Genomic DNA, 16093 nt, shown 5'->3' with positions numbered 1-16093 from the left:
GCCCGCCAACGGGCGGCCCCTCTCCTTAGCCGCGCAGGCGGGCACCGGCACGAGCCATTCGCTCGACCAGCGTCTGGATCGCCTGATCGACGACCTCGTCCTGTAGCGTGCCAGCCGGATCCTGCAGCGTCACGCGGAAGGCAAGGCTCTTCTCGTGCGCGGCAAGGCCACCGGAAGTATTTGATTTTGCACGAAATTCGTCGAAGAGTACAACCTTCTGAACGAATCGGCAGGCGTCTTCGGCCAGCACCTTCTTCATTTCGTCGAAAAGTGCCTGAACCTCGACCGCCTGATCGACCACGACGGCGATATCGCGCCGGACCGGCGGGAATTTCGATACGTCGGTCGGAGCCGGCAGCGCACGCGCGGTGAGCGCGTCCGTGTCGATTTCGAACATCACCGGCGCGTGCGGCAGCTCGTACTTCTGCATCAGGCGCGGATGCAGCTCGCCGATCCAGCCGACCGCGCGGCCATCGACTTCGATGCGCGCGCTGCGGCCCGGATGAAGGGCCGGATGTTCGGCCTTCACGAAGCGCGCGGCGGCCGGCGCGAGCAGCGCCTCGAGATCGCCCTTCACGTCGAAGAAATCGACTGCGCGCGTGGCCACGCCCCACTGCTCGTCGACCGCCGGGCCGTACGCGAGCGCGCCGACACGTTTCGGCTGCGTGTAGCCTTCGACGGTCAGCTCGCCGGCCTTCACCGACGGATCGGCGAGGAACACGCGGCCGGCCTCGAACACGCGCACGCGATCCGCGCGGCGGTTCAGGTTGTGGCGCAACACCGAGATCAGGCTGCCGAACAGCGTCGTGCGCATCACCGACAGCTGGCTCGCGATCGGATTCAGCAGGCGAATCGGGGTGTCGTTGCCGGCGAAATCGTGCTCCCACTCCGCATCGACGAAGCTGAAGTTGACCGTTTCCGCGTAGTCGCGCGCCGCGAGCGCATGACGGATGTCGTGGATCGAACGCTGCGTCTCGTTGGTCGCGCGCATCTCGCTCGTCGCGACCGGCGGACGCGCCGGAATCTTCTCGAAGCCGTAAATGCGGGCGACTTCCTCGATCAGGTCTTCCTCGATCTCGATGTCGAAGCGGTGCGACGGCGGCGTGACCAGGAATGCGTCGTCGTCACGCTCGAACGGCAGGCCGAGGCGCGTGAAGATGTCCGCGATCTCGTCGGCGTCGATCTTCACGCCGATGATGCGGTTCGCGCGCGATACGCGCATCTTCACCGGCGCGCGCTGCGGCAGGTTGACCGCCTGATCGTCGATCGGACCGGCCTTGCCGCCGCAGATCTCGAGAATCAGTTGTGTAATGCGCTCGACGTGCTCGACGGTGGTTGCGTAGTCGACGCCGCGCTCGAAGCGATGGGCCGCATCGGTCGAGAAGTTGTACTTGCGCGCGCGGCCACGGATGCTGTCGGGCCACCAGAACGCGGCTTCCAGGTAGATGTTGGTCGTGTCGAGCGTGACGGCCGTGCTGTCGCCGCCCATGATGCCCGCGAGGCTTTCGACGTGGCGATCGTCCGCGATCACGCCGACCGTTTCGTCGAGTTCGACCGTATTGCCGTTCAGCAGCTTCAGCGACTCGCCGCGCTTGCCCCAGCGCACCTCGATGCCACCGTGGATCTTGTCCAGGTCGAACACGTGCGACGGGCGGCCAAGCTCGAACATCACGTAGTTCGAGATGTCGACGAGCGCCGACACGCTGCGCTGGCCCGAACGCTCGAGGCGCTCGACCATCCATTGCGGCGTCTTCGCGTGTGCGTTCACGCCGCGGATCACGCGGCCGGAAAAGCGGCCGCACAGATCGGGCGCGTCAATGCGCACGGGCAGCGTCTCGTCGAGCTCGACGCGCACCGGGCGGATATCGACCGGCGTCAGCGGCGCGCCGGTGATCGCGGCCGTCTCGCGCGCGATACCGAACACGGACAGGCAATCGGCCTTGTTCGGCGTCAGCTTGATTTCGAAGATCGTATCGTCGAGATTGAGCGTGTCGCGGATGTCCTGGCCGACCGGCGTGTCTTCCGGCAGGATCAGCAGGCCGCTGTGGTCCTCGGACAGCTTCAGCTCGCGCGCCGAGCACAGCATCCCCTGGCTCTCGACGCCGCGCAGCTTCGACAGCTTGATCGCGAACGGCTTGCCGCCCTCTTCCGCCGGCGGCAGTTCCGCGCCGACCAGCGCGACCGGCACCTTGATGCCGGGCGCCACGTTCGGTGCGCCGCAAACGATATTCAGCGTCGCGCCGGTGCCGGCGTCGACCTGGCAGACATTGAGCTTGTCCGCATCCGGATGCTTGACGACTTCGAGCACGCGGCCGACGACGATCTTCGACGTCGGCGGCGCAGCCTTGCTCAGCGATTCGACTTCGAGCCCCGCCATCGTCAGCGCGTGCGACAGCTCGTCGGTCGTCAGCTGCGGGTCGACAAAGGTTCTCAACCAGGATTCAGGGAATTGCATGGATGTCTACGTTCGAAACAGGTTAGATCGACGCCCGGGCCCCGTCGGAAACGTCCGGCGGGGCGTGCGCGGGCACATGTCGGCGCGGCGCGTGCGTTATGCGAACTGGCGCAGGAAACGCAGGTCGTTCTCGAAGAACAGCCGGAGATCCTGCACACCGTAGCGCAGCATCGTCAGGCGCTCGAGGCCGCTGCCGAACGCAAAGCCGATGTAGCGCTCGGGATCGAGGCCCATGTTGCGGATCACGGTCGGATGCACCTGCCCCGAGCCCGAGATCTCGAGCCATTTGCCGGCGTTCTTGCCGTGCTCGAACATCATGTCGATCTCGGCCGACGGTTCCGTGAACGGGAAATACGACGGACGGAAGCGCACGAGGATGTCGTCGCGCTCGAAGAATTTCTTCAGGAAATCGGTATAGACGCCCTTGAGGTCGGCGAAGCTGATGTTTTCGTCGATCCACAGCCCCTCGACCTGATTGAACATCGGCGAGTGCGTCGCATCGCTGTCCACGCGGTACGTGCGGCCGGGCGCGATCACCTTGATCGGCGGACGGTTCATGCGCGCGTAACGCACCTGCATCGGGCTCGTGTGCGTTCGCAGCAGCAGCTGGCGGCCGTCGGCATCCTTGCCTTCGACGTAGAAGGTGTCCTGCATCGAACGCGCCGGATGGTTCTCCGGGCTGTTCAGCGACGTGAAGTTGTACCAGTCGGTCTCGATTTCGGGACCGTCGGCCACGTCGAAGCCGATCGAGCGGAAAATCTGTTCGACGCGCTCCCACGTGCGCATCACCGGGTGCAGGCTGCCTGCACCGGCGCCGCGACCCGGCAGCGTGACGTCGATCGCCTCGGCGGCGAGGCGCTGGTTCAAGAGTGCGTCGGCGAGCGCCTGGCGACGTGCGGTCAGCGCGGCTTCAACCTGCTGCTTCGCGACGTTGATGCGTGCGCCTTCGGTCTTGCGTGCTTCGGGATCGAGCTTGCCGAGGCCCTTGAGCAACTCGGTCAGCGCACCCGACTTGCCGAGAAATCGTGCTTTCTCGTTTTCGAGCGTGGTGATGTCGGCAGCCTGTTCGAAGGACTGCTGCGCGTCGGCGACAATCTGGTCCAGATCCATAGATCCCATCATTTCCAACGTCATTCGGTCTTGGCGAGCAAATCTGCCCACCAAACAAAAAAGGGGCTCGGAAGAGCCCCGTTTTCGCTGCAGCGGCCGAAACTACCGGAACATCGCTGCAACTCACCACGCAGTGCTAATTTCGCAATTAGGCTGCAACGGCGGCTTTCACCTGCTGGACGATCGCAGCAAAAGCAGCCTTGTCGAACACCGCCATGTCGGCCAGGACCTTACGGTCGAGTTCGATCGACGCCTTCTTCAGGCCGTTGATGAACACGCTGTAGGTCATGTCGTGCTGGCGAACTGCCGCGTTGATACGCGTGATCCACAGTGCGCGGAACACACGCTTCTTGTTGCGGCGATCGCGGTACGCGTACTGACCAGCGCGCATCACCGCCTGCTTGGCGATGCGGTAGACGTTATTGCGACGGCCGCGATAACCCTTGGCCAGCTTGATGATCTTCTTGTGGCGGGCCCGTGCGGTTACCCCACGTTTGACTCGAGGCATGTTTCTCTCCTTAGAGTATCAGTTGAGGGGTTACGCGAACGGCAGCATTGCGCGGACGGAGTTCAGATCGGAATCATGAACTGCCGTTGCGCCGCGCAGGTGACGCTTGTTCTTCGTGGTTTTCTTGGTCAGGATGTGACGCTTGAAGGCTTGACCGCGCTTGACGGTACCGCCCGGACGCACCACGAAGCGCTTTGCAGCACTCTTCTTGGTCTTCATCTTAGGCATGACGAACAACTCCAGTTTATTAGATGGCGATGGGTGTGCGGTTGGCATGCGCCCTTGACCCGCCCTTCGAAACCCAGTCCACTTGTGTACGGCGAACCGCTTGCGCAGCCGCCGTCATTGTTGGCGCGCCGCCCTGACCGGGCAACGCACCGAACCACTTGCGAACCTGCGCGCCGTGCGCGCGGGCCCGTTACTTCTTTTTCTTCGGCGAGAGCACCATGATCATCTGGCGCCCTTCCATCTTCGGCATCTGCTCGACCTGGCCGACTTCCTCGAGATCCGTGCGCAGACGTTCCAGCATCCGCATGCCGATCTCTTGGTGAGCCATTTCGCGGCCGCGGAAACGCAACGTGATCTTCGTCTTGTCGCCCTCTTCGAGGAAGCGCACGAGATTGCGGAGCTTGACGTTGTAGTCACCGTCATCGGTACCCGGGCGGAATTTGACTTCCTTCACCTGGATGACCTTCTGCTTCAGCTTCGCTTCGTGCTGCTTCTTGGACTCCTGATACTTGAACTTGCCGTAGTCCATCAGGCGGCAGACCGGGGGAACCGCTTGCGGCGCGATTTCCACGAGGTCGACATCCAGTTCTTCCGATTTACGGAACGCATCAGCGAGTTTTACGATACCGAGCGGTTCGTTCTCGAGCCCGACCAGACGCACTTCCGGCGCAGAAATTTCACCGTTGATGCGATGCGACGACTTATCAGTAGCGATGTTACGTTTCCTCTAAAAATTAAAAAAACGAGCCGCGCTGCCAGGGCGGTTACTTGAACGAACGCAGGTCTTCCTGCAGACGCTCAACGAAGGCTTCGATCGGCATAACGCCAAGATCGACGCCGCCACGGGCACGCACGGCTACCGTTTGCGCATCACGCTCCTTATCACCCACGACGAGGAGATAAGGCACCTTTTCCAGCGTGTGCTCGCGTATTTTATAGCTAATCTTCTCGTTGCGCAAATCGCCCGCCACCCTAACCCCTTGTTTTTGCAACGTTTGGGTCAGAGAGTGTGCATATTCCACCTGACTTTCGGCGATATTGAGCACAACTGCCTGGAACGGCGCGAGCCAGGCCGGCATCGCGCCGGCATGGTGCTCGATCAGAATGCCGAGGAATCGCTCCATCGAACCGACGATTGCACGGTGCAGCATCACCGGCCGGCGGCGGCTGTTGTCCTCCGCGACGTACTCGGCACCGAGGCGCTCCGGCAGCACCATGTCGAGCTGCAGCGTGCCGCACTGCCACGACCGGCCGAGCGCGTCCTTGATGTGGTACTCGATCTTCGGACCGTAGAACGCACCTTCGCCCGGCAGCTCTTCCCACGACAGGCCGCACGCCGTCAGCGCGTCGCGCAGGCCCTGCTCGGCACGATCCCACGTTTCATCCGTGCCCGCACGCTGTTCGGGGCGCAGCGACAGCTTGATGTCGATGTGCTCGAACCCGAAATCCTTGTACACGCTCATCGCCAGCGTATTGAACGCGATCGACTCGGCGATGAACTGCTCTTCCGTACAGAAGATGTGCGCATCGTCCTGCACGAAGCCGCGCACGCGCATCAGGCCATGCAGCGCGCCCGATGCCTCGTTGCGGTGGCACGAACCGAATTCCGCGTAGCGCAGCGGCAGGTCGCGGTACGAGCGCAGGCCGTGCTTGAACACCTGAACGTGCCCCGGACAGTTCATCGGCTTGATCGCGTAGTCGCGCTTCTCCGACTCCGTCGTGAACATGTTCTCGCGGTAGTTCTGCCAGTGGCCCGACGCTTCCCACAGCGAGCGGTCCATGATCATCGGCGTCTTGATCTCGAGGTAGCCGGCGTCGTTCACGCGGCGGCGCATGTACTGCTCGACCTGCTGCCACAGTGCCCAGCCCTTCGGATGCCAGAACACCATGCCCGGCGACTCTTCCTGCATATGGAACAGGTCGAGCTGCTTGCCGAGCTTGCGGTGGTCGCGCTTTTCCGCTTCCTCGAGCATGTGCAGGTATTGGTCCTGGTCTTCCTTCTTCGTCCAGGCCGTACCGTAGATGCGCTGCAGCTGCTCGTTCTTCGAGTCGCCGCGCCAGTACGCGCCCGCGACCTTCATCAGCTTGAAGACCTTCAGCTTGCCGGTCGACGGCACGTGCGGGCCGCGGCACAGATCCGTGAAGCCGCCGTGCGAGTACAGCTTGATTTCGTCGGTTTGCGGAATCGATTCGATGATCTCGGCCTTGTACTTCTCGCCGATGCTGCGGAAATAGCCGGCCGCCTCGTCGCGCGACACGACGCGGCGCGTCACCGGCTCGTCCTTCTTCGCGATTTCCTGCATGCGCTTTTCGATCTTTTCCAGATCTTCCGGCGTAAACGGGCGGTTATACGAGAAGTCGTAGTAGAAGCCGTTGTCGATCACGGGACCGATCGTCACCTGCGCATCCGGATACAGTTCCTTCACCGCGTACGCGAGCAAGTGCGCGGTCGAGTGACGGATGATGTCGAGACCGTCGGCATCCTTGTCCGTGATGATCGCGAGCGCTGCGTCGCGATCGATGACCGTGGACGTGTCGACGAGCTCGCCATCGAGCTTGCCTCCAAGCGCAGCCTTCGCGAGGCCGGGACCGATCGAGGCCGCAACCTCGGCAACTGTCACCGGATGCTCGTATTGTCGAACTGAGCCGTCAGGCAAGCGTATCGAAACCATAGCAATCTCCGTGATGCCGACAGTGGGCGGCAAACCAGGTACGCGATATAAAAAATCACGCGCGAAATTTCGCGACAAAAAAAATGCGGCCCCGCTTTCGAGGGGCCGCATTCGATACTTCACTCAGGCTGAAAGGGCGAAAACGTTCCTCGACTAGCGTCGCTCCGAAAAGGTTTCGGTCAACGTTCGCGGTGTCATAACCGTATTCGCCCTGTTCGCGTTGAGTTATCTACTGCATCGAATACCCGGAAACCGGGCATTCTCAATTCGTTGGTAGGCTCGATTGGACTCGAACCAACGACCCCCACCATGTCAAGGTGGTGCTCTAACCAGCTGAGCTACGAGCCTAGAGAAGCTAAGATTATATGGAGCCAGCGCCGACTTGGCAAGTGTTTTATGCGGCCGCAGCAAAACGATCGTGTTCCGCCCCCATTACGGGGGCGTCACGTCTTGCGCCCCGCCCGCACGACGCCCTGCACTTCGCCAAGCAGCGTGCACGCACGCTGCACCTGCGCGGAATTCGACACCTCGACCGTGAACTGCATGAACGCCGCATTGCGGCGGCTCTGCGTCTTCACGCCCACCACGTTCATTTTCTCGCGCGCAAACACTTCCGAGATGTCGCGCAGCAAGCCTTGCCGGTCGCTCGCCTCGATCATCAGGTCGACCGGATAGACGGACGCGCCGCGTCCGCCCAGCACGTCGGCCGACCAGGTGGTCTGCAGCACGCGCTCCGGCGCCCGTTCAGCCATCCGCCGGAACGTCGGGCAGTCGCTGCGGTGGATCGACATCCCCTTGCCGCGCGTGACGAAACCGCTGATCGGGTCGGGCGGCGCCGGACGGCAGCAGCGCGCAAGCTGGGTCAACAGCGCATCGACGCCGACCACCAGCACGCCGGTCGACGCGCCGTGCGCGACACTCGCCCCGCTGCTGCGCTTCTCGAAATCGGCGGGCGCCTCGGGCGCATGCTCGGGCGGCGGCGCATCGGACAGCGCGTGCTCGACGTTGCGCAGGCTGAATTCTTCCTTGCCGACGACCGAGAACAGTTCGTCGGGCGACTTGAAGCCGAGCTTCGCGGCGAGGTTGTCGAGATTGACCGACGTCTTGCCCTCGCGCTGCAGCGTCTTTTCGACGAGCGCGCGGCCATGCGCGATGTTCTCCTCCTGCTCGATCGAGTTGAACCACGCCCGCACCTTCTGTCGCGCGCGCGAACTCTTCAGGTAGCCGAGCTGCAGGTTCAGCCAGTCGCGCGACGGCCCGCCCTCCTTCACCGCGACGATCTCGACGGTCTGGCCGTTCGCGAGCGACGTGTTCAGCGGCACCATCACGCCGTCGACGCGCGCGCCGCGGCAGCGATGGCCGAGCTCGCTGTGCAGGTGGTAGGCAAAATCGACCGGCGTCGCACCCTGCGGCAGCGCGATCACGCGCGCCTGCGGCGTCAGCACGTAGATGTGGTCGTCGTCGAGCGACGTCTCGCGCAGCTGGGCCCACGCCTGGTCGCCCGACACTTCGACGTCGTCCTTCCATGCGAGCAGCTGGCGCAGCCACGCGATCTTCTCGTCGTACTTGTCGCTCGCCGAGAACTGGCCGCCATAGCCGCGCGCGCCGGCTTCCTTGTAGCGCCAGTGCGCGGCGATCCCGTACTCCGCGAAGCGATGCATTTCCTGCGTGCGAATCTGCACTTCGAACGCGCGGCCGTCGTCGCCGATCACGACCGTATGCAGCGACTTGTAGCCGTTCGGCTTCGGGCGCGAGATGTAGTCGTCGAATTCCTTCGGCACCGGCTGCCACAGGTGATGCACGATGCCGAGCACCGCGTAGCAATCCTTGATGTCCGGCACGATCACGCGGAACGCCCGCACGTCGTACAGCTCGGCGAAGTCGAGCTCCTTGCCGCGCATCTTGCGCCAGATGCTGTAGATATGTTTCGGCCGCCCGCTCACGTCGGCCGGGATGTGCGCTTCCGCCAGCTCGTGCTGGAGCCGCTCGATCGCCTGGGCGACGTAGGCCTCGCGCTCGATGCGCTTCTCGTCGAGCAGCTTGGCGATGCGCTTGTAGGTGACCGGATCCTCGAAGCGGAACGCGAGATCCTCGAGCTCCCACTTCAGTTGCCAGATGCCGAGACGGTTCGCGAGCGGCGCGTAGATCTCGAGTGTCTCGCGCGCGACGTCGGGCGGCGGATCGATCTTCGCCGCCGCGTAATACCGCAGCGACTGCAAGCGCGACGCCAGCCGGATCAGCACCACGCGGATGTCCTGCGCGAACGCCAGCAGCATCTTGCGCAGCGCCTCGATCTGCGTGCGCCGCTCTTCCGCCGCGTCGCGCCCGGCTTCAGGCATCGCGTTCTGGGCGCGCAGGCTGACGGTGCCGAGCCGCAGCAGCTTGCGCACGTCGGACACGAGCCGCGCGACCTCTTCGCCGAACCGTTCGGTCAGTTCCCGCTCGGGATCGTTCAGATGCGGCGTCAGCACGAACAGCGCGGCCGCCTGCATTGCGTGCGGGTCGACGTTCAACGTGCGCATGATCGACGCGGTGCCCGCCGAGTGATCGGCGAGCAGTTCGCCCGTCGACAGGCGCGCGTCGCCGGCCCGCTCGCGCACGAACGCGAGCACGTCGTCGAACGACGGCGCCGCGACGGAAGAAGCGGTAACGGACTCGGTCATCGCACGGCCTGGCGTATTGCGGTCATCGTGATGCTTCGCTTAGCTCCGCTGCGCGGCGACGACGACGATCTCGACCAGCAGCGCCGGATCCGCGAGCTTCGCCTCGACGGTCGCGCGCGGCGGCGTGTTGCCCGGCGCGACCCACGCGTCCCACTCCGCGTTCATGCCTTCGAAGTTCGCGAGATCCGAAATGTAGATCTGCACCGACAGCAGATGCGCCTTGTCGCTGTTCGCTTCGGCGAGCAGGCGGTCGATGTGGCCCAGCACTTCGCGCGTCTGGCCCTTGATGTCCTGGGTGGTGTCTTCGGCGATCTGGCCAGCCAGATACACGGTACCGTTATGGATCGCGGTTTCGGAGAGACGGGCTCCGACGTGGTGACGAATGACTGCCATGGAATGTTCCGGTCGTTTGAATGGGTGAAGAATCGGCGACGACGCGGCCCGCGTGCCGCCGAACCGCATATTATGACGCGTTTATGAGACGCCTTCGACGAAAAACCGCCGCGCGAGCGCAATCTGGTCGGCGTTCAGGAATGCCGGCGCGTGCCCCGTGCCGGGAATTTCCGCCTGCGTCACATGCCGGCCGCGGCGCACCATCTCGGCGACGGTCTCGCACGACAACAGGTCTGACTCGGCGCCGCGCACGACGAGCAGCGACGCATCGGTCGTCTCGATCGCGCGCCACAGCGCGGCCTCACCGAGCGCGGCCAGTTCGGGCGTCGTCGCCTTGAACGGCTCGGCGATGCGCGGATCGTAGCGCATCGTCCAGCCGCCGTCGGGCAACTCGCGCAGCAACGGCCGGTTGATCTCGCGCCATTCGTCGCCGGTCAGTTCCCCGAACGGCAGCGACAGCGACGTCAGATAGTCGACGCCTTCCTGCTCGGTCGCGAAGCGCGGCTGCACGCCGAGGTATTCGCCGATGCGCGTCAGCGAATCGGGTTCGATGCGCGGGCCGACGTCGTTGACGATCATCCGGCGCAGCGACGAACCGGGCAACCCTGCGAGCGCCATGCCGATCAGCCCGCCCATCGACGTGCCGAACCAGTCGACCGACTCGACGTCGAGCCGCGCGATCAGCGTGACCATGTCGGCAACATATTGCGGAATCGCGTAATGCCGCGGATCGGCGAGCCAGTCGGAGCGACCGCGCCCGACGATGTCGGGGCAGACGACGCGATACGTATCGGACAGCGCGGCGGCGAGCCGGTCGAAGTCGCGCCCCGAACGGGTCAGGCCATGCACGCAGACCAGCACGCGCGGATTGGCCGGGTCGCCCCATTCGGTATAGGCGACGTGGTGAAGGCCGGCGGCGCTTGCACACTGCACGCGTCGCTGACGGGGAACCGGGGGATTCGCTGAGGTGATCGGCATCGTTGGCATCCTGTCGAACAGAGGCGGCGCGGCGGGCAACGCATGCGCCGCCCGATGCAAACGATTGTAAACCGCTTCGTCAACGCAGGTCGTCACGCCCCCCCCCGCCGGCACATCGCTCGCAGCGCGCTCAGTCGCCGCGGCCCCATGCGTCGCGCAACTGCTCGCGCAGGAAATCGACGAATGCGCGCACGCGCAACGGCACGTGACTACCACCGGGATAAACCGCATGAAGCGGCGCCGCCGGCGCCGCGAATGCCGGCAGCACGCGGATCAGTCGACCGGCATCGAGATCGGCACCGACGTCCCAGATCGACTTCAGCGCGATGCCCGCGCCCTCCAGCGCCAACGTACGCGCCGCGCCGCCGTCGTTCGTCAGCAGCGCGGCCGTCACCTCGACCGCAACCGTGCCCTGGTCACCGTCGAACCGCCACTCGGCACGCGGCTGGTCGCCCATCACGATGCATCGGTGCGCACGAAGCTCGGCCGGTTCAGCTGGCAAACCGTGCGCGGCGACATAGCTCGGCGACGCGCAAAGCACACGATGATTCGGCGCCAGCTCGCGGGCGATCATCGTCGAATCGGCGAGGATGCCGATCCGCACGGCGACATCGATGTCATGCGCGAGCAGATCGACGATCGCATCGGTCAGCATCAATTGCACGATCAGTTCGGGATGCCGCCGCTGAAACGCCGCGACGAGCGGCGCGATCCGCAGCCGGCCGAGCTCGCCCGGCGCGGTCACGCGCAGCACACCGCCGACCGTGCCGCGGCGATCGCTCATCAGCGTTTCGGCACGCTCGACTTCGGCGAGGATGCGCAGCACCTGCGCGTGGAACTGCGCACCGTCGTCGGTCAGCGTCTGCTGCCGCGTCGTCCGGTGCAGCAGACGCACGCCGAGCTGCGATTCGAGATGCGCAAGCCGCTTGCTGACGACGGACAGCGACAAGTCCAGCTCGCGCGCCGCCGCCGACAGGCTGCCGGCCGACACGATCCTCGCGAAGGTATCGAGCGCCGGGAGATCGTCGATCAGCATCGCGGCACCGTCCCCGAGCAAACCTTTCCTTTTTTCGAATAATCCATTCGATTTCCGACCGTATTTAGATGGAAATCGAAAACCTACCATACCTGTTCCGCGTCGTCGCACGACGCCATCCACAGGACACCCGAAACCATGTCGATTCGCCTTCTTTCGGCCGCTCGCCCGATCACCCGTGTCATCGCCGCGGCCGCCTGCGTCGTTGCGCTGTCGCCGGCCGCCTCCCACGCGGCCGGCCTCGTCGAGCCGCACAGCCTGACCGTCGCGGCCGACCTGCCGGCCCAGCAGGCACGCGCGCAGATCCTCGCCGCGCGTCGCTACGGCACGTTCTGGGATACCGGCGACGCCAGCCTCGCCCAAACGGCACTCGCCACCGGCTTCATCGACCGGACGCTTCCGGCCGGCCGCGCACAGGGTGTATCCGGACCGCTCGCGGCATCCCAAACGATGCGCGCGGCCATCCCGGACCTGCGTTGCGACATCGAGCAGATGATCGTCGCGGGCGACCGGGTCGTCGTGCACCTGCATTTTCGCGGGCACTTCACCGGCACGTTCAATGGCACGGCCGGCAGCGGGCAGACGGTCGACTTCATCGCGACCGACATCTACCGGATCGATCACGGCCGGATTGCGGAAAACTGGCACATCGAGGACAACCTGACGCTGATGCGTCAGCTCGGGCTCGTCGGCTGAAGGAGAGGACGATGACCTACAACGACTCCCATTCGCCGACGCCTCCGGCGCGCCGCACGTTTCTGGCACAGGCCGGCGCCGGGCTGGCGGCCGGCGTCGCGATGGTCGCGGGCGCCTCGCAGCCGGCCGCCGCCGCGCCGGCACCGCAGGAAGACACGCGCGCCGGCGGATTCTGGCCGAACGATACGCGGCTCGTCATCTCGATCTCGATGCAATTCGAGGCCGGCGGACAACCGCCGAAGGGCGCGGACAGCCCGTTCCCGCCCGTCGAATTTCCGTCGTCGGTGCCGGTCGATCTGGCGTCGGCCACGTGGTTCGCGTATGGCTATCGTGAAGGGATTCCGCGCCTGCTCGACCTGTGGGATCGGCACGGCGTGAAAGTCACGTCGCACATGATTGGTGAGGCCGCACGCCGGCATCCCGAACTGGCGCGCGAGATCGTGTCGCGCGGCCACGAAGCGGCCGCGCACGGCCCGACATGGCGCTCGCAATTCGCGATGAACCGCGACGACGAGCGTCGCTTCCTCACCGAAGCACGCGACATGGTCGAAGCGGTGACGGGACAGCGCCCGGTCGGCTACAACTGCAACTGGCTGCGGCGCGGGCCGCACACGCTGCCGCTGCTGCAGGAACTCGGTTACGTGTACCACATCGACGACGTCAGCCGGGACGAGCCGTTCATCGAGACCGTCGGCGGTCGCGATTTCGTGGTCGTCCCGTACACGCTGCGCAACAACGACATCCTGCTGATCGAGGGCCGCAACTACTCACCGACGATGTTTCTCGAGCAGATCAAGCTCGATTTCGACCAGCTGTACGCGGAAGCCGGGCAGCGGCGCAGATTGATGTCGATCAGCGCGCACGACCGGATCAGCGGCACGCCGCAGATGGTCCGCGCCTGGGATGCTTTCCTGCGCTACGCCCGATCGCATCCGGGAGTGGCCTTCATGCGCAAGGACGACATCGCCCGCTTCGCGCTGCGCAGCCCGTCGACGCTGCGCGAAGCCGAAACGATCTGACCGGGTTCCACTCACCTCCTCTCATCGGAACGACCACCATGAACGATCCACTCCACGGAAAGAAAGTACTTGTCGTCGGCGGCAGCTCGGGTATCGGCGCCGCGGCCGCGAAAGCCTTCACGCAACGCGGCGCTGTCGTGATGATCGCATCGCGCGACCCGGCCAGGGCCGGTGCAGATGCCGCGCCGGACGTGCCCGTGCGCACCGAAGCGCTCGACATCACCGATACGGCGGCCGTCGATGCGTTCTGCGCGCGCGTCGGCCAGTTCGATCACGTCGTGATTTCGGCCGCGAAGACGGCCACGGGCCCGCTGCGCGCACTGCCGCTTGCCGACGCGCAGGCTGCGATGGACAGCAAGTTCTGGGGCGCATACCGCATCGCCCGCTCGATCGACATCGCACCCGGCGGTTCGCTGACATTCGTGTCGGGTTACCTCAGCGTGCGGCCGAGCGCGTCGTCGGTGCTGCAGGGTGCGATCAACGCGGCGCTCGAGGCGCTCGCCCGCGGCCTTGCGCTCGAGCTGGCGCCCGTGCGGGTGAACACCGTGTCGCCGGGCCTGATCGCGACGCCGCTGTGGGACAAGCTCGCCCCCGACGCGCGCGATGCGATGTACGCGGGCGCCGCCCAGCGCCTTCCCGCACGCCGGGTGGGCCAGCCCGAGGACGTCGCGAACGCGATCGTCTACCTGGCCACGACGCCTTACGCGACCGGTTCGACGGTGCTGATCGACGGCGGCGGCGCGATCGCGTGACGCCTGCGGTCATGACAAAACGCCCCGCGTTCCTGACGGAACGCGGGGCGTCGAGGGTCATGCGGAAAGAACGATGCTCAGGCGACCGCGCTCACATCGAGCGGTGCGCCCGTCTTCGTCTGGATCTCTTCCGCGCTCACGCCGTCGGCGAGCTCGAGCACCTTCAGGCCGGCCGGCGTCACTTCGATCACACCGAGATCTGTGATGATCAGGTCGACCACGCCCACGCCCGTCAGCGGCAGGTTGCATTCGTCGAGAATCTTGTGCTGGTCGCCCTTCGCGACGTGCTCCATCAGCACGACAACGCGCTTCACGCCCGCGACGAGATCCATTGCGCCGCCCATGCCCTTGATCATCTTGCCCGGGATCATCCAGTTCGCGAGGTCGCCCGTCTTGCTGACCTGCATCGCGCCGAGGATCGCGAGGTTGATGTGGCCGCCGCGAATCATCGCGAACGAATCGGCCGACGAGAAGATCGACGAGCCCGGCAGCGTCGTGACGGTCTGCTTGCCGGCGTTGATGAGATCCGCATCGACTTCGTCCTCGGTCGGCGACGGACCGATGCCGAGCAGGCCGTTCTCCGACTGCAGCCACACCTCGACGCCTTCCGGCACGTGGTTCGCGACGAGCGTCGGCAGGCCGATGCCGAGGTTCACGTAGAAGCCGTCCTGCAGTTCCTTCGCCGCGCGCGCGGCCATCTGGTCACGATTCCAGGCCATGTCAGTCTCCTTTCGTGCGTACGACGCGTTGTTCGATGCGTTTCTCGGGCGTCGCGTTCAGCACGATGCGCTGCACGAAGATGCCCGGCGTGTGGACCTGGTCCGGATCGAGCGTGCCGTTCTCGACGATCTCCTCGACTTCCACGACGGTGATCTTGCCGGCCATCGCGCACATCGGGTTGAAGTTGCGCGCGGTGCGGCGATAGATCAGGTTGCCGGACTTGTCGGCCTTCCACGCCTTCACGAGCGCGACGTCGGCCGTCAGCGACGGCTCGAGCACGTAGTGGCGATCGCCGAACTGGCGCGTTTCCTTGCCTTCCGCGATCACGGTGCCGTAGCCGGTGTTCGTGAAGAAGGCGGGAATGCCGGCACCGCCCGCGCGCAGCTTCTCGGCGAGCGTGCCCTGCGGCGTGAATTCGAGCTCGAGCTCGCCGGCCAGGTACTGGCGCTCGAACTCCTTGTTCTCGCCGACGTACGACGAGATCATCTTCTTGATCTGGCGCGTTTCCAGCAGCAGGCCGAGACCGAAGCCGTCGACGCCCGCGTTGTTGCTGATGCAGGTGATGCCCTTGACGGCCGAATCGCGCAACGCGCCGATCAGTGCCTCGGGAATCCCGCACAGGCCGAAGCCGCCCACCGCGAAGGTCTGTCCGTCACGGACGATCCCTTCCAGCGCGGCGGCCGCGCTTGGATAGACTTTGTTCATCTGTATGTCCCTTCCTCTATGGAAACCAGCAAAACCGGTTCACGCGCCCACTGGGCCGCAAGCCCGCCGCACCATTCTATGCATGCACGGCGATACCTGCGTCGAGGCGCGCTGTTTTTATATCGCGGCAAACCACCGCGAGATGCCTGAAAGGGTAC

15 protein-coding genes and 1 tRNA gene are annotated in these 16093 nt (G+C 65.0%); 3 read left to right on the top strand and 13 right to left on the bottom strand.

The genetic code is table 11. The features are described from left to right. Positions 1-25: 25 nt before the first annotated feature. From pheT to ACP26O_RS07395, 11 genes are all read right to left on the bottom strand, one after another. Positions 26-2455 carry a phenylalanine--tRNA ligase subunit beta gene (gene pheT / locus ACP26O_RS07445; RefSeq protein WP_175665100.1) on the bottom strand — a complete coding sequence of 810 codons (2430 nt, stop codon included), beginning with the start codon at positions 2453-2455 and terminating at the stop codon, positions 26-28. A 96-nt stretch (positions 2456-2551) separates the two neighbouring features. Further along, positions 2552-3565, bottom strand: a complete 1014-nt coding sequence (gene pheS / locus ACP26O_RS07440) for a phenylalanine--tRNA ligase subunit alpha (protein ID WP_006753318.1) — start codon at positions 3563-3565, stop codon at positions 2552-2554. A 148-nt stretch (positions 3566-3713) separates the two neighbouring features. Further along, complete coding sequence (rplT, locus tag ACP26O_RS07435; protein WP_006052502.1) at positions 3714-4073, bottom strand: 50S ribosomal protein L20; 360 nt, start codon at positions 4071-4073, stop codon at positions 3714-3716. A gap of 30 nt (positions 4074-4103) precedes the next feature. Further along, positions 4104-4301: a 50S ribosomal protein L35 gene (gene rpmI, locus ACP26O_RS07430; protein ID WP_004191477.1), complete on the bottom strand. Its 198-nt coding sequence runs from the start codon at positions 4299-4301 to the stop codon at positions 4104-4106. A 190-nt stretch (positions 4302-4491) separates the two neighbouring features. After that, the gene (gene infC / locus ACP26O_RS07425; protein WP_081467222.1) at positions 4492-5016 is read right to left on the bottom strand and encodes a translation initiation factor IF-3; all 525 of its coding nucleotides are present in this window, start codon (positions 5014-5016) and stop codon (positions 4492-4494) included. A 49-nt stretch (positions 5017-5065) separates the two neighbouring features. Continuing rightward, on the bottom strand, positions 5066-6973 hold the full coding sequence (thrS, locus tag ACP26O_RS07420) for a threonine--tRNA ligase (RefSeq protein WP_011656673.1): 1908 nt from the start codon (positions 6971-6973) through the stop codon (positions 5066-5068). Positions 6974-7244: 271 nt separating this feature from the next. Then, positions 7245-7321: transfer RNA gene (locus ACP26O_RS07415), tRNA-Val, on the bottom strand. 95 nt (positions 7322-7416) lie between these two features. After that, a complete protein-coding gene (locus ACP26O_RS07410; protein ID WP_175665099.1) occupies positions 7417-9636 on the bottom strand; it encodes a RelA/SpoT family protein in 2220 nt (739 codons plus the stop codon). A gap of 39 nt (positions 9637-9675) precedes the next feature. After that, positions 9676-10029: a RidA family protein gene (locus tag ACP26O_RS07405; protein WP_006758848.1), complete on the bottom strand. Its 354-nt coding sequence runs from the start codon at positions 10027-10029 to the stop codon at positions 9676-9678. A gap of 81 nt (positions 10030-10110) precedes the next feature. Next, positions 10111-11007 (bottom strand): alpha/beta fold hydrolase, encoded by an 897-nt coding sequence (locus ACP26O_RS07400; protein ID WP_175665098.1) that lies wholly within the window; start codon positions 11005-11007, stop codon positions 10111-10113. A gap of 130 nt (positions 11008-11137) precedes the next feature. Beyond that, entirely contained in the window at positions 11138-12043 is a 906-nt protein-coding gene (locus ACP26O_RS07395; RefSeq protein WP_175665243.1) for a LysR family transcriptional regulator, read from the bottom strand. Between the two features lie 138 nt (positions 12044-12181). Here ACP26O_RS07395 and ACP26O_RS07390 point away from each other — a divergent pair, with 138 nt between their 5' ends. From ACP26O_RS07390 to ACP26O_RS07380, 3 genes are read left to right on the top strand one after another with little or no spacing between them, the layout of a single operon-like run. Beyond that, positions 12182-12739 (top strand): ester cyclase, encoded by a 558-nt coding sequence (locus ACP26O_RS07390; protein WP_175665097.1) that lies wholly within the window; start codon positions 12182-12184, stop codon positions 12737-12739. 11 nt (positions 12740-12750) lie between these two features. Next, entirely contained in the window at positions 12751-13758 is a 1008-nt protein-coding gene (locus tag ACP26O_RS07385; RefSeq protein WP_175665096.1) for a polysaccharide deacetylase family protein, read from the top strand. Between the two features lie 38 nt (positions 13759-13796). Continuing rightward, entirely contained in the window at positions 13797-14510 is a 714-nt protein-coding gene (locus ACP26O_RS07380) for an SDR family oxidoreductase (RefSeq protein WP_175665095.1), read from the top strand. 77 nt (positions 14511-14587) lie between these two features. On the opposite strand, the gene ACP26O_RS07375 is transcribed toward ACP26O_RS07380, so the two are convergent. Both ACP26O_RS07375 and ACP26O_RS07370 read right to left on the bottom strand, forming a co-directional pair. Then, the gene (locus ACP26O_RS07375; RefSeq protein WP_175655837.1) at positions 14588-15229 is read right to left on the bottom strand and encodes a CoA transferase subunit B; all 642 of its coding nucleotides are present in this window, start codon (positions 15227-15229) and stop codon (positions 14588-14590) included. Position 15230: 1 nt separating this feature from the next. Further along, positions 15231-15935: a CoA transferase subunit A gene (locus ACP26O_RS07370; protein WP_426356319.1), complete on the bottom strand. Its 705-nt coding sequence runs from the start codon at positions 15933-15935 to the stop codon at positions 15231-15233. Between the last annotated feature and the right edge of the window lie 158 nt (positions 15936-16093).

Origin of the sequence: Burkholderia sp. R-40, assembly GCF_049942845.1 — a bacterium.
Classification (GTDB): domain Bacteria; phylum Pseudomonadota; class Gammaproteobacteria; order Burkholderiales; family Burkholderiaceae; genus Burkholderia; species Burkholderia ambifaria.
This window is presented reverse-complemented; position numbering and strand designations above follow the sequence as displayed.

Coding starts and splice junctions, on each gene's coding strand:
- pheT (WP_175665100.1), bottom strand. CDS start 2,455: ATGCAATTCCCTGAATCCTGGTTGAGAACCTTTGTCGACCCGCAGCTG.
- pheS (WP_006753318.1), bottom strand. CDS start 3,565: ATGGATCTGGACCAGATTGTCGCCGACGCGCAGCAGTCCTTCGAACAG.
- rplT (WP_006052502.1), bottom strand. CDS start 4,073: ATGCCTCGAGTCAAACGTGGGGTAACCGCACGGGCCCGCCACAAGAAG.
- rpmI (WP_004191477.1), bottom strand. CDS start 4,301: ATGCCTAAGATGAAGACCAAGAAGAGTGCTGCAAAGCGCTTCGTGGTG.
- thrS (WP_011656673.1), bottom strand. CDS start 6,973: ATGGTTTCGATACGCTTGCCTGACGGCTCAGTTCGACAATACGAGCAT.
- ACP26O_RS07410 (WP_175665099.1), bottom strand. CDS start 9,636: ATGACCGAGTCCGTTACCGCTTCTTCCGTCGCGGCGCCGTCGTTCGAC.
- ACP26O_RS07405 (WP_006758848.1), bottom strand. CDS start 10,029: ATGGCAGTCATTCGTCACCACGTCGGAGCCCGTCTCTCCGAAACCGCG.
- ACP26O_RS07400 (WP_175665098.1), bottom strand. CDS start 11,007: ATGCCGATCACCTCAGCGAATCCCCCGGTTCCCCGTCAGCGACGCGTG.
- ACP26O_RS07395 (WP_175665243.1), bottom strand. CDS start 12,043: ATGCTGATCGACGATCTCCCGGCGCTCGATACCTTCGCGAGGATCGTG.
- ACP26O_RS07390 (WP_175665097.1), top strand. CDS start 12,182: ATGTCGATTCGCCTTCTTTCGGCCGCTCGCCCGATCACCCGTGTCATC.
- ACP26O_RS07385 (WP_175665096.1), top strand. CDS start 12,751: ATGACCTACAACGACTCCCATTCGCCGACGCCTCCGGCGCGCCGCACG.
- ACP26O_RS07380 (WP_175665095.1), top strand. CDS start 13,797: ATGAACGATCCACTCCACGGAAAGAAAGTACTTGTCGTCGGCGGCAGC.
- ACP26O_RS07375 (WP_175655837.1), bottom strand. CDS start 15,229: ATGGCCTGGAATCGTGACCAGATGGCCGCGCGCGCGGCGAAGGAACTG.
- ACP26O_RS07370 (WP_426356319.1), bottom strand. CDS start 15,935: ATGAACAAAGTCTATCCAAGCGCGGCCGCCGCGCTGGAAGGGATCGTC.